Source organism: Alkalilimnicola ehrlichii (assembly GCF_003399765.1).
GTDB lineage: Bacteria > Pseudomonadota > Gammaproteobacteria > Nitrococcales > AK92 > AK92.
Genome location: NZ_NFZV01000007.1, coordinates 45,598 through 58,885, shown reverse-complemented (window position 1 = coordinate 58,885; position 13,288 = coordinate 45,598). Strand labels below are relative to the sequence as shown.

At 60.0% G+C, this 13,288-nt stretch carries 12 protein-coding genes; all 12 read right to left on the bottom strand.

Features of this window, described 5'->3' with window-relative positions; genetic code table 11:
- Positions 1-4: 4 nt before the first annotated feature.
- The 12 genes from CAI21_RS08590 to CAI21_RS08535 all read right to left on the bottom strand — a co-directional run bounded on the left by CAI21_RS08590 (position 5) and on the right by CAI21_RS08535 (position 13,288).
- Positions 5-1,138, bottom strand: a complete 1,134-nt coding sequence (locus CAI21_RS08590; RefSeq protein ID WP_116301913.1) for a hypothetical protein — start codon at positions 1,136-1,138, stop codon at positions 5-7.
- Positions 1,139-1,185: 47 nt separating this feature from the next.
- The gene (locus CAI21_RS08585) at positions 1,186-2,376 is read right to left on the bottom strand and encodes a hypothetical protein (protein ID WP_116301912.1); all 1,191 of its coding nucleotides are present in this window, start codon (positions 2,374-2,376) and stop codon (positions 1,186-1,188) included.
- A 231-nt stretch (positions 2,377-2,607) separates the two neighbouring features.
- Entirely contained in the window at positions 2,608-3,678 is a 1,071-nt protein-coding gene (locus CAI21_RS08580; protein WP_147305065.1) for a hypothetical protein, read from the bottom strand.
- Between the two features lie 61 nt (positions 3,679-3,739).
- On the bottom strand, positions 3,740-4,060 hold the full coding sequence (locus CAI21_RS08575) for a hypothetical protein (RefSeq protein WP_116301910.1): 321 nt from the start codon (positions 4,058-4,060) through the stop codon (positions 3,740-3,742).
- A 66-nt stretch (positions 4,061-4,126) separates the two neighbouring features.
- Positions 4,127-4,852, bottom strand: a complete 726-nt coding sequence (locus CAI21_RS08570) for a hypothetical protein (protein ID WP_147305064.1) — start codon at positions 4,850-4,852, stop codon at positions 4,127-4,129.
- Positions 4,853-4,968: 116 nt separating this feature from the next.
- Positions 4,969-5,415: a hypothetical protein gene (locus CAI21_RS08565; protein WP_116301908.1), complete on the bottom strand. Its 447-nt coding sequence runs from the start codon at positions 5,413-5,415 to the stop codon at positions 4,969-4,971.
- Positions 5,412-5,789, bottom strand: coding sequence for a hypothetical protein (locus tag CAI21_RS23120; RefSeq protein ID WP_181919327.1), 378 nt, complete (start codon positions 5,787-5,789; stop codon positions 5,412-5,414). The genes CAI21_RS08565 and CAI21_RS23120 overlap by 4 nt, the downstream gene beginning before the upstream one ends.
- 15 nt (positions 5,790-5,804) lie before the next feature.
- On the bottom strand, positions 5,805-9,071 hold the full coding sequence (locus tag CAI21_RS08555; protein WP_147305063.1) for a hypothetical protein: 3,267 nt from the start codon (positions 9,069-9,071) through the stop codon (positions 5,805-5,807).
- Between the two features lie 251 nt (positions 9,072-9,322).
- Positions 9,323-9,862, bottom strand: a complete 540-nt coding sequence (locus CAI21_RS08550) for a DUF4150 domain-containing protein (protein WP_116301905.1) — start codon at positions 9,860-9,862, stop codon at positions 9,323-9,325.
- A gap of 31 nt (positions 9,863-9,893) precedes the next feature.
- On the bottom strand, positions 9,894-10,865 hold the full coding sequence (locus CAI21_RS08545) for a hypothetical protein (protein ID WP_116301904.1): 972 nt from the start codon (positions 10,863-10,865) through the stop codon (positions 9,894-9,896).
- 145 nt (positions 10,866-11,010) lie between these two features.
- Positions 11,011-12,075: a DUF2169 family type VI secretion system accessory protein gene (locus CAI21_RS08540; RefSeq protein WP_116301903.1), complete on the bottom strand. Its 1,065-nt coding sequence runs from the start codon at positions 12,073-12,075 to the stop codon at positions 11,011-11,013.
- A complete protein-coding gene (locus tag CAI21_RS08535) occupies positions 12,068-13,288 on the bottom strand; it encodes a hypothetical protein (RefSeq protein WP_116301902.1) in 1,221 nt (406 codons plus the stop codon). The genes CAI21_RS08540 and CAI21_RS08535 overlap by 8 nt, the downstream gene beginning before the upstream one ends.

Here is a 13,288-nt window from a genome sequence, read left to right as displayed (position 1 = left end):
CCGCTCACTCGTCGCACCCGGCCTTACTCAGCCAACAAGCCCCGGCACGACGCAAAGCCGGCTGCCACGGATCTCGGTGAAAAATCAACCGTGCACCGGCCACATAGTTCCGGCTCTCGTGCCACACATACAGCCACACACCGTAGGGCCCTCGGTCCAATCGGCGCAGCAGGGTTTCCGGCTGAGCGACCCTTTGGTCGCGGCGCCCCCGATCTGCATAGGAGAACGCGCCGCGCACACAGACTTGGCGAGTTTCGTAGTGGCGCCGCGCACGGCTGACTGTCTGCAACCGCTCCGGCACTTCCCACTCGCTACTCACGCGAAAGCGGTCACCGCCCAGCGGCTCGACCTGTACACGCTCCCCGACGTCCACCACCGCCAAGATATGCCGCGGATACTTCCAGGCCAAGTACAACCCCCAGTCGGGAATATCTCCGGCGTAATTGCCAAGCGTTCGCCGCAACCCGTCGATTCCCCCCACACCCGCCAGTTGTTGATCGACGCTCGCCCGGACCCGGGCAAAGTCCTCCGGCAGCAGGCTTCGGGCGTGGGCGGAGCGCGTCAAACACAGACGCGCCTCATGACTACCGACAAGCTGATCCTCGACCGGCACCCCACGCCGCGAGAAAGGCTTTTTCCTCCCCAAGACGAGAATGCCGTCCCGCGCTTCGAGCACCGTCACATCGGGCCACTCGAACTCCACCGCCTGATAGCCGGGCTGCCCCGGCACCTGCATCCGTTGGGCGTGCAAGGCCACAACCGCTTGCCCGAGCGGACGCGTATCAACGCTCTGCGCAGGCGTGAACCAGTGCGCGTAGACCACCACGTTGAGGACCAGCAAGGTCGCGGGCACGACGCCCATGCCGACCATCCACCCTGCCCGTCGCGCCCCGACATGCCGCCCGAATAACACGGCAAACTTGACGATCAAGGCCAGCAATAGCACCGACATCACGAAGGAAAGGGTGTACTCAATCTCATACCTTGGGAAGCTTCCTGAGAAGCTTACTAGCCAGCGGTTGAGAAAATGCTCGTACGCCAGCGCCTCGGCAAATAGATACCAGCCGAACCACAGCACGGCAAAAAACACCAGCCACCCGCGGGCGTGCACGTCCACCTTGGCGTCATGCTTTGTCATAAACGACCGACCTTGTTATTCATACTTATGCATTCCACGCTAGCCCCTTAGGATACCGTCACCTCAGCGCCGGCCACCTCTTCTCCATCCCGCTTGACGCAGACGTAGAAGTCCACCCCCGGCAGCTCGTCGTACGCTTCGGCACCGTGAAACGCTCTGATTGCCTGACGGTAATAACGCCGGAGCGGCTCAAAGTCGGGCGTCGGCACGACCAGCTTATAGCCTTGCCGATCCGGCAACGGCAACCAGTCCGCATCCTTCAGAATCGTGCTTAAAGCTTGCGCGCGCGCGTCCCCGGCGGCGGGGTCGCCGTTCTCTTGCGGGACTTCTAACGGTTGGGCGAAGGCGCCAAACCGGCGCACCATGTTATCACGCCAAGCGGAGAGCGCCGGGCGCACCATTAACGTCGGCTTCGCGTCGCTGATGCCGACCACCTCGGCCGTGACGTAGTGGCGGCCCGCGGCGACGGCTACCGACACCGGATTCATCAAATTCTCCCAGGCCTTGAGCACCTTGTTGAGATCCTGATCCCACGCCTGGACGACCTCGGAGTTGTCATTGCCGCGCTTCCCCCACGGGCCGTGTTTCAGCCAATACTCTTCTTGGCTGTCTCGGAAATAAGGCATCAGCAATGCGGCTCCGACAACGATCAGCAAGGATGCCACCGCGATGATCGGCCCGACCACGAGGCCACCGACCATAAGCCCGACAAGCCCGACCAAGGTACCGACAAACACCACCCCGTGCAGCACGGCCAAGCGCATATCGTAGGCACTGGCCGCCGCTACCGAATCCGTATAGCTCGTATACAGCGACGAGAGCGAAGCGGCCACGTTCAAACGTCCCGCAAGCCGGCTGCCGACGAGCCGCGCCACGGCGCCCCCTCCCGCCGCTTGACCGGAACCGATCCCTAGCAGGTAAAGCCCGTCTCGCCCAAGCCGAGCCAGATCCAACATGCCGCCGACAAGCCCCGCCAGGCCGCCGACGAACTTGATCAACTCGTTAATATCGCCTTTGGCATTGTTGTCGTTCAACAGCTGCTGCAAGTTATGCACTTCCAGCCCAAGGCTCAAGACGGTCATCCCGCCGCTCCCCGCTAGCCCCCACTGCCGCCAAGGGGTGCTGCGCAAAGCCGCTTGCAGGTTGCGGTGCTCGGCTTCGAGCCGGTCGAGTTCGACGCTGCGGGCATGCCCTATGTCATCGTACTGAGTGAGCCGCCGACCTTCTTCTACCGCCAACGACTGATTATCGCGCGCTTGCTCGAGCCCGCGCCGGCTGTCCTCCAGCGCTTCTCTTGCGGTACTCCAGCTGGCCCAGGGTATGGATGGTTGCGGTCGAGTTGATCAGCCGGACCGTGGTTTCCGTGCCAGTCGCCTTCTCAATCTTGATGAAAATCTAACGGAAACCACGCGGCACGCCGGTTGGTTGGATATCCTCTTGTTCGGTAGTACGCGATAAACTTCTTTATGTCACCCCATCAGCCTGACATAAACGCCATAAAGTAAAATTGGCGCAGCGAAGATAGTTGGCCCAATCCACGACCTCCACCACTCGCGTGCCACCACGCGCTCAACCTGTGAATCCCCGTTTCGCACCGGACGCCTCTGCCAATCGCCCTCGCCAAAGCCGGAAGGCTCCCAACCCTGCCGCCGGGCACTCGCTTGATCTAGCCCCCAGGGATAGCTCGCCGCTGCGAGACGGGCGGCTCGCACCATATGGTCCGCGCGGCGCTGCGAAATATTACGCCAGTAGTACTTCGGACGGTTATGCTCACGGTCATAAGCCGCCGTCACCGGATCCAGCTCGCGCACAGGCTCAAAGATCGGTACATCGGGCAGCGGGCGCGACACGTCCATGTACTGCTGCCAATACTCCCACAACGCCTCCACCTCCCAACTGTCATGGCACGGCTGCGGGCAAATCAGGAGCTCGTTACTATAACGATGAACCAGTTGAAGCTTGTGCTCCACGCCTGCCGTATAGCCCGTATGAGAAAGTAGGTAGGCGTCGAACTCTTCAAAAGGCAACTCAACCGCACCGCGCCACCGCGGGATGACCACCATCCCGGTCTGCCGGTTGAGCCAAAAGTTGCCCTTATTCGAAAGCAGCTTGGACTTCTCTACCAATGTCAATAGACCGAAAATAGCTATTGGCACCGCAAGATATAGCCAGACATCCATTATCGCCGACATTCCGACGACTAACAGCACAAAACTGATTATCACGAAGGATGCATATACGAAGATACCAGTGAGCACCCGAAAGACACCTACGAAAGCCTTAGGGTTTCCCAGCCGTTCCCAGAAGAGCTTCTGATGATGTTCTGGGCGCTCAGGCCACTCATGCGTAAAAATCTCATCGACATCGGCGTTACAAGCCGCCATATGCTCGCTACAGTGCACCCCTCTCAGCCCTACTAAGGGCGCACGCCTTAAGGAATTGGAAACAAATCCTTCCAAATCCTTTGCCTGAGCCCCCGAAGCGCTTGCCCGCGTGCTATCGTACGCCGTCTCCGCGTAGTATTCGTTCGTCGTCGTCATCCCGCGCCCTACCTAAAAACCAAGGTGTCATAGACCCAGCCCGGTATATTCCGGTTAATGTCTACTGGATCAGCCGACTCCGCATCTTCGTCCCCCATAGGAAGGAGTAAACCGTCTTCGGTTTTGTAGCGCACCCTCGCGCGCCACATCCAGTAAACGCCGCAGCTTGCACGCCATAGGCGGCGGCCGCGCCATGATCATAGGGTACGATCGGTATGACGATATTCTCGCCCTGCCCGCTTTCCTCGCTCCGGGCCTCCTCCAACTCGTCACGAGGCTGGGCTTTCAGCTCGCCTAGCGGAATATCCAGCCAATCATAGTCCAGGTCGTGAAGGCGCAAGAAGGCATGCGTTCCTCCCTTGTCGGCCGGGATGATGTTCACTCGCCCTTGTTCTGCATTTGGACAGCGTCGCGAGCCAATGGCAAGCAGGCTTGAACCAGGCTGTTACTAGGCCGCAGGCGCTGCCAGTAAACCGACCCTCGCCAAACGCCGAGTCAGACCGTAAAAGTTGTCGCTCCCCAAGAAAACCTCGCTCAATCGCAAAGTCTTGCGGTCCCGGCCACTTTTGTAGGTAAGTACGAGCCGAGAAGGTTCTTGCTCTACAGACGTCACCTTATTAAAAGGAATGGAGGTCACTTTTGTAGACAGTGGCAGTGAGTTGATAACAAGGCGGTCTTCGTAGACAAATAGGAACGGCCTCGTACTGAAAGACAATCCCAAGCCAAGCTGAGCAACGCCAACACTCAGAAACAGCCCGCCCAGCAAAAGCGAGGCCGGAAGAGCGAAAAGCGCTATCGTAGCGAACACCGCGCCAGTGCCAATAAGCGAGCCTGATAACGCCAAGTGATACTCTCTCAAGGGCGACTCGGCTTCACTAGGTGCATCCGCCTGTAGACGATCCGCATGTTCAATGATCCGGCAGCCCGCTATCATGCCAACCACGCCGGCCGGCAAACTTACAACGCTGCCCATGATGAACAAATGGCCGGCCAGCCGTACCTGCTTAAATAACGCCGCGACCGGAGCCAAGAAAATCACGCTAGTCAAAAAGACAAAAAAGTAAAGCAGCTCACGCTGCTCCGCCTGTGCCCACGTCCCAGATTGGCAATCGCATAAAGATAGCCGGCAATCAACAACGCATTCACGAGCAGTGCTGCCGCGCCCCATAACCATAACTTACCCGTACCGTTCATATGCCTTTTCAGTTCTTCTCTTTTCCAAAGTCCGTTAATTATTCTGCGCGCCTAACGCCCTAACTGCCCAGTGAGCATTTTCAGCGGGAGGAATCGTTAGCCGGTGCGGCGGCTCGCAGACGGGGCCTTCTCCGCCTGCTGACGATCCCGGTAAGCTAGCATGGCATCAACCCCGTGCTCCTCGGCGTATTCCTTCAGCGCCTTCGGCATCGAGTTCCATTCGGCTTTCCAACTTAGAAACGGATCCCGCAACGCCCCCTTTTTCCACTCATCCCAACTACCGAGGCCTGGCGTCCTGTTCGGATACTCGGCCAAGGCCGGCACATCCGGCAACGGGCCGTCCTTGTCCATGTATTGCACCAAGAACGACCAGATCGCCAGCGGCCGGTCGGGCCCACCGGCGCTAGAGTCCAGCACGCACATTTGCTTGCGCTCAAGATGCATAAGCACAATCTGGTCTTCGTTGTTTCCCGCACCGGTGGCCCCGATAGGCTTAAACGCACGCTGGTGGTACGCTTCAGTCTCAGCAAATGGAAAAGTCAACGTTTTCTTCTGAAAAAACCGGTATCGAAATAAACAACACCGTTTTCTCGATCGAAAATCATAAATCGATCCGCATCTGGACCAAGCAACTTTTCCGCCGCATACCAAATAAAGAAAGCAACCACAGCCAAAAAAAGCCCAATCAGGAAAAACAAAGTATATTTTCCAAAAACCCCAAAAAAATAAAAATCACCGAACCAATGCCAACAAAAGGGGGCAGTAACTATCACATCACCTTTCCATCCCCACGCATCTTTCGTTGGCACGCGACAAACCTTATCATCAATTTCAATCTGCGATTCATAGTCAATAAAAGGTCTATACACGCGTTTAGGCAACGGCGTTGCAAAACGAAACACCCCTTCTCTCGGCATTAGAGCTCCCTCAATTCAGAGACGGATGCGGTTGCTATGCGCGACAAGACGCATTAGCCGTAGCTTGTCCTCCGCCTCGATCCATTGATCTTCGCCTAGCTCAGGCTGATCACGATCGCTGGCCGGTAGGGCTGGTAATACAACCTCGCCATCCCCATACAAGTCAACCCGTACTTTTGCCTTAAGCTCATATTCACCCGCTTGGCCACGGGGAAGCTGCCACTGATAAATTACCGTTTGCGGCCCATCAACTTGCTCGCGGAAAATATCAAGATCTTCTTGCAGCTTCTCCCAATCGCCCGCTCCCATGTTGAAGAGTCCACCACTCTTGCGCATCCACAGCTCCACAAAAACACGGCTGCGATTCTGCAGCAGAAGTGGGAAATGTACGGTTATTACAGCTTCACCGTGTTGCATTTCCGCGAAATCTTCTGCCAACGCTTTGCACCTAAGGTCGACAGCAGGCATATAGATCGCCTCATGAAGCGCCAGGTAGGCGGTTTCGGGACGTTCATACCACCAGCCGAACTTATCGTGCGGCGTATCGCCCGGCAGGTGCCCCGCAAACCGCTGACTACGTTCCACCTCAAGCACATCAAACGAAAACGGCTCGCCGATTCTGCCAATCGGTACCGACCCCGTTCCTTTTCGCAAGAATAGCTGTTCACCCTGCTGATAAAGCCGGGGCGTTCGCCCCACCCTTCGTTGAGTTAGCGGTGGCGCCTCTTGAACGCTTAACAGCACATCATCCGAAGCCCGAACATAGACCGACGTCATAAGAACGCCATTCAACCGATCACGCCAGACATGCGCGCGCTCCCGCCCACGCCACACAGTTTGGATATGGCGCCGAGGCCTCAGCCCATTGACACTAAACGGCCCATTCGTTAACCACTCCTCTAAAGGCGTATCCTCGGTAAACACCCAGGTAAGCAAGGCGTAACCGGCCAAAATAATCGCTACACCTATCAGCCCCGGGATCCCGCCGATCAGCGCTAGCGCTAACTTGGCTTTAACTCCGACAATGAGTGCCGCCCCGATTTTCGCACCCATTCCTAGCGTAGCAGCGGTTGAGATCGCCGACCCCAACGCGATAGTACCGTAGGCAATGGCCGCATCATCTCCGCGTCGAAGCGCCTTTTCCATCGCATATAGCGATGATCCTGTGCTATAGATACCACCGGCAGTACCTAATCGGCGGGCTGCGAGATTCACTCTGTTGGCACGAGTTCCAGGTGAAGCATCAACCCCCAGCGCTTCATATCGGGCTTTCATCAATCCAGCAGTGACAGCAGCAAAGTTGATAATTGCGCCAGAACCTTGCATAAAGGTAGTCAGCTCTGCCTGAGAAGCTCCTTTGTCAAGGAGCTCCGATGTCACATTCGCAAGGTTCCACCCTTCAATAGCTAGAAGAATAGGATATATACCATTCGCGATAACACGAGTATCGCGCAACTGCCTACCGGCTTCAGCTAATCGACCTGGGTCACGAACAACAATGACGTTGACATTAGTTTCTCGTAAGCCGTCACCAATATTCTGGTACGTTTGTTGCCGGACAAAGTGATTGGTGCTTAGCCCGTGGCCTTGACGAAAGGCCTCGGCACTAGAGGCACCCATTAGGTTGCCTTTCTTATCGTAGACATTGATTCGAACGGACCCGCCGCCCTTGATCTCCAACGTCTCATCAGGGATCCTCAGCCTTGCTCGCATCTCCCGTCGGGTGTCCCGTATCTCTTCGTTAATCTCCGCAACATAAGCGCTCACGACGCGAAAACGGCCATCTCTTGTTTGGCCGTTAGCGTATTCCCCAACTGTCATCGTCTGATACTCAAGCTGGCCCAGCAAGTCGCGGCTTGCGGTCGAGTTGATCAGCCTTACGGTTCCTTGCGTCCGTGTCTCGTTCTCAATGAGGTCTGCTGCTTTCGCGAAATTGTCGATCAAATCCCCGACAAGCTTCATCCCTTTTTGTCCGGTTTGGAGAAGTTTGTTCGGATTAGCCTTAGGACTGCCAGGCGGTTGGATCGCCATATTGGGGGCCAAGCGGTCTTCACCTTCTGCAGCAGGTGGGATCAGGCGCTCGTGTAACGGGTGCCCCGCATCAGGATCTAAAATCTTGCCTAATAATTGATGCCCAATATCTTGCTCAGTAAGCTCGACAGGGTTAGGAGCACTAACTTCTAGCTCCAAATCCATGCTGTACTCATGATCGCCCAGCTTCGCCACCAGCTCCTGCACGCACAGGAACAAGTGCGCATAGCAGGCCTGCTCGTCTGGATCGCCGGCGGGCAGCGTGGCGTAATCGTCAATAGCGGCGATGAGGTTGTCCAACTCTGGATTAGTGGTATCCAAGTACTGAACCAGCGCGGCCTTGGTTTCTTTAATCCGCTCCCTCAGTGCCTTTCGGCGTTCGACACCTAGAGCTAACTGGATGTCGTCGTAACTCAGTTGACTTTGCCACTCCTCGCGCTGTTCTTTGGCTTTTTTCCACTCCCGCTCTAAATCACTCGGCTGGCCGGGGCGCTCAGCAACGCCCTCCAGCTCCGGATCCGGAAAATCCGCGAAGAAATATCGGTTAGCCAACAGCGCGGAGTCAAACCATGGGGCAAATGGAAATTCGTTAGCTTTCTCTCCCTCATGCTCTGGATTCCGTAAATCCTCCAGTAGTTTCCCCATTTCCGCCCACGCTGTTTGATAGTTTTCCGCGAGCTTAGTAACAATCCCTAAGTGGTCGTCTAATTCGACCACGGGTATCTGCGCCCGCTGCAACCATTTGAGCGCATGCAGGTGAACCACATCGGTGATGTTGCGCACGCCGGCGCACTGCTCGTCGGGCGCGCGTTCGGGGAAGCGCTCGGCATAGCCTGAAAGATCAAGTCTGCGCATGCGCAGCGCGCGCAACGCTTCGGCCTCGGCAAGTTGCTCATCGGTCGGCATCGGCGGTGGGGTGTCGCCGATATGTTCTTCGGCCAGGCCGCCCATCGAGTTGATCCGCTCCCAACTCCATTGCACGTGGGCGTAGCACATCTCAACCGTCACCGGCTCGCCATCGATCCGATAGGGGACGAGGATACGAGCGTCCGGCTCCCCGGTCGGCTCTCGTTCGTCTTCGCCCGCCAGTTCTGCAAGGTTGACGTCCTTGTAAAAGCCGCGCCCGACCGAGCGAAGCTCGCGCCAAAGCCGTCCTTCGACGAAAATGTAGAGGTAACCGTCAGCTTTTGGCAGCGCGGTTTGCTTGGCATCCCGCTCCGGCGTCGTGTAGCACAGGGGAAGGATCGGCACCGAGATGTCTTTTCGCGTGCCAGGCGCCTGTTCCCGCGACTGCTCGATATCCTCTCTCGACTGTGCCCGCGTTCGCCCGAACGGAATATCCAGCCACCCGAATCGCGAATCGTTGAGGCGTAACACAAGCCGGGCCGTTTTGCCCAGGGCGGGCAAGATCAGTTCTCGGTGGCCGTCCAGCAGGTGGGCGGTGTCCCCTAGCGCTCGCTGCGGCGCACAGGCTAGGGGGTCGTTGTTGTCCGCGCCGGCGCTCATTCCTCATCCTCCTTCGCCGCCATCCGGCCCTTGACGAAAGCCGAGTCAGCGCCAGCGACATCCAGCACATAAGCATCCGGCCGCTCCTCCGGCTCAAGCTCGGCCGGATTCCCGGCCGATAGCGCCTGCGGCGGTGCGCCGGAGGGTTGCATCAACGGGGCCGGCGGGGTGTTTTGGTTGTTGGAAACCATCAGGTCGTGGGCGCGCACAGCCGGCTCGCCTTCGATCAGCACGTTCGGCGAGGCGGTGAGGAATTCGGCCTGGCCTTGGGTGGTGCCGGATCTCACCCCGCCCTTGCGGCCCGGCTCGTTGCCGGTGCTTTTGCTGAACACGGAGGCCTTGGTGCAAACCGGGTGGCCGTTGATCTTGACCGTGCCGGCCGTTTTGGCGGCGTCCTTGGATTGGGCGACGTTGACGTAGAGGACGTCGGTCGTGCCGCTGCCGCTGGGGGTGCGGCAGATGTCGTCGGTTTGCAGCACGCCGCCGGAGCCGGCATGGACGGCGGTTTTACCGTTGATGAGCACATTTCCAGCCATTGCTTTACTTCTCCTTGTATTTTACCCGGCTTCAGGCCGGCGTCAGGCAAACGGCGCCGCGCACCGGCGCGTTGGGGGTTTCGCACACCAGTACCGGCCCCGGCGCGGGAAAGCCGTACTGTTCGAGGCCGCGTTGGTGGTCGTACTCGGCGGCGGTCAAGGCCAGTTGCAGCGGCAGGGCGGCCACGCCGACATCGCCGAAGGCTTGGTGCAGCCGCTGCTGTTCGGGGCCGCGCTGGCCGTGCCAGTACTGTTGCTGGATCTGGTACCACTCCAGTTCGCCGGCGACTTCCGCACCCAGGGCATGGGAGACGGCTTGTAGCTGGCCGGCGTCGAGTTCGGCCTGTTCGAGGGCCGTTTTGATGGCGGTGCGCAGGCCCATGAGGCGTTCGGTTTCCGCGTTACCGACGGCCGGCTCTGGCTCACTGGCCCAGCCCCGCAGCCAAGCCCGTACCGGCTGCTCGCCGGGCGCGCGGGTGAGTACGACAGCGGCGGCCGCCTCGCCGGGAACTAGGCCTTGGGTGGCGCCGAGCGTCATGACCCGGCGGGCCCGAGCAAGCTCAAAGCAGGTGGCCACGTCGACTAACGAGTCGACCGCGGCAAAGATCACACTGTTGGCCTCGGGGTCGTTGGCAAGCTGGGTCAGTGCGCTGGTGCCGCTTTGGCCGCTGGTGTCGAACTGCCAATCGCAAACGGAAAATGCGGGCGCCGCTTCTAAGGCTAGCGCTTTGATCTGCGCTGGGTCTAACGCTTCGCCACGTAGGGTCGATTGCGCCGGAAGAAGAACGTGCAAGCGCCTGTCATCCGTCACGTATTCGGAAGGCAACGTTTTTTCCAGTGACGCCAACGCGTAACCCAACATCAGGCCGACACGGTCAGTCGGGCTAAGTTCGAGTGGCAACAGCGCTTCGTCAATGGCGGCCGTCTGTAGCGGTTTATCGCCGCTACCATCCGGGGCCGGCACTGTGATGACTTTATCCGGCTTAGCCCCATTAATCTTCAACTGCACCGCCCCTTGCGCGGCGTAATCGCCGGTACCGGCCAGGGTGCAAACCCCGGTGGCGATCAGCGCTAGCGGCTCAGGGCGCGCGGCCTTTGGCGGCTGGGGCGGTACTTCGGCGTTCGCCTTTTTTTGCCGAGGATTCGTTTCATGCCGTCACTTCCTGTTCCGCGTGTGGCTCCGTCTCGTGCTCGGCCTGCGAATGCGGGGCTTGTACCAGCACCCAAGCTTCGCGCGGATCGCTGACCGGCCAGGGAATACCGACGCGCCAGACGAGATAGAGCTCGCCGGCGTCGGTGTCCACCTGCAAGGTGTCGCACTGCAAGGTAAGCGGCTGCCATCGGTTGTCGATTACGAGGAACGCTTCCGGCGTCGGCTGCGGCAGTTCGAGTTCGACCGCGCCGGGGTGGTCGGGGAAGAACCCGCGCAGGCTAAGTTGTTCGCCGCCTTGGAAGGCCTGGGGAAAGCGTTGATCCTTGGGCGCGCAGTTGAATAGGCTGGCCGAGACGTTACGCGGATACGGACAGTGGCCGTCCTCCAGCGCTTTCAGGTCGAAGCCCTTTTGCTCTTCTAGCCGCGGCTGCCAATGGCTCGGGATGGGGCCGTAGCCGGCCGGCTCGGGTTGCTCTGTGGGGCGGACGATAAAGCGAGGGCCGCGTTCGATTTGCGGCAACGGCTGGCCGGGTTCGACGCGACCGCGGTGGGCGAAGCCGCGCCCGACGGGGTTGCGCTTGTCGACCTTGTCGCGCTTGTCGTCGACGCCGCCGAAGGCGTGTTCGTAGCGCAACGGCAGCGGCCCTAAGGCTTTGGCATCGGTGGGCGCGGCGCCGAGCAGGTTTTTCTTCCATTGCCGCTCGCCGGCAATAAGCAGTGTTTTGCGCCACTGGCTGCCGTCGTTAAAGCGCAGTGCGGCTTCGACTTCCATCGCCCGCACGCCGGCTTTCGGCGGATGCGCCGTTCCGCTCAAGAGAAACTCGGCGCCGGCCTTGAAGGGCACCATTTCGCTGGCGGCGGACAAGCTGCTGCTATCCGGCTCGCCGTGGTAAGCATCGGCCCGAACCAGTTCGGGCGTTTCGGCCAGGGGTTCCAGAGTGCCGTCGACGGCGAAGCGGTAGCCGATTTTCACCGCCAGCGTGAACTGGCGTTTGCGCTCGAGGCTCCAGCCGAGTTGTAGCGCGGCTTCCCAGTCGCTTTTATTGACCAGTTCAAGCATGGCGTACCTCCGGCTCGGGCTGGGCGGAAACGGCCGACAACAGCGGTTGGAGCGCGGTGTGGCGGCGGTGCTGCCAGGCCTGCGGGTGCGGCACGGCGGTGCCGGGGTTTATCAAGGCTAATAGTGCCAGTGCATCGGCACCGGCGGCGCCGGCTTGCGCGGCGGCCCGCTCGGCAAGCGCCGTCGGCGTCATGGCGCGGCCGTCCAGCCAACGTGCCTCGGCCGACCAGCGGGCCTGCACCTGCTGCCAGTGGGCGCGGGCGGCGGCACTATCGGGCAGGGCGCCCCCCTCTTCCACCGCCTGTTGGCTGTCGCCTTCGACCACGGCCAGCCGCGGTTTCACCGGCAGAGCTTCGCCGAACACCGTCTGCCAAGCGGCTGCGGCAGGCTCGGCACTGGCCGGATTATCCAGCGCCGCGAGCAGCGCGGGGACGATGCTTTGGCGGCCGTATAAGGCCAGCAGCGGCAGGCCGGCGGCGGGGTTATGTTCGGCGTAGCGTTCGAGGATGGGAAAGTCGTCGGCTTCGCCCGCTAGCGCGAGCAAGCGTAGCAGCGCGCCGCTGTCCTTATCCTGGGCGTGTTCGAGCGCGGCGCGTAGCGCGGTTTTGGCGTCGGGGTCTTTGCGTAGCAGCCCTCCCCAAAGGGCGGCCTGCTGTACCTCGGCGTGCTCGGCGCGGTAGTACGGCGGGAAGCGCTCGCCACTAAACTCGGGCCGGTCGGCGGCATAGCGCAGCGCGGCGGCTTGCAGCTCGGGCTGTTTGTCTTGCGACTCGGCATGCGCCAGCAAGCCCTGCGGCAAAGGTTGGCCGAGGCGATGGTAGTGCGTAAGCAAAGCCAACCGCAGCGATTCCTTGTTTTGGTACAGCGCTTCAAGCTCCGTATCCAGCGCTGCCGGCGGAAACAGGCCGAAGGCGTCAAACACCGCCTCCAGCAAGCCCGGCTCGGCCTCGGCTACAGCCAGACCGTGTTGTAGGCCTTGCGCGTTGTCGCGCAGGCAGGCGACGGCCACGGCCACGAAGGCCGCGGGCGGCTTGGCGGGGGTTTCTTCGGCGTAACCGGCACGGGTCAACATGTCGAGGTAGCGCACCAGGCGCCACTCCAGCTTGGTCAACCCGTCGGCGGGGAAGCTCGGCTGCGGCAGCAACAACTGCCGTTGCCGATAGAGGCCTTGGGCAGTTTTCAAGTGCCCTTGTTCGTCGAGCAGCTCGTTCAC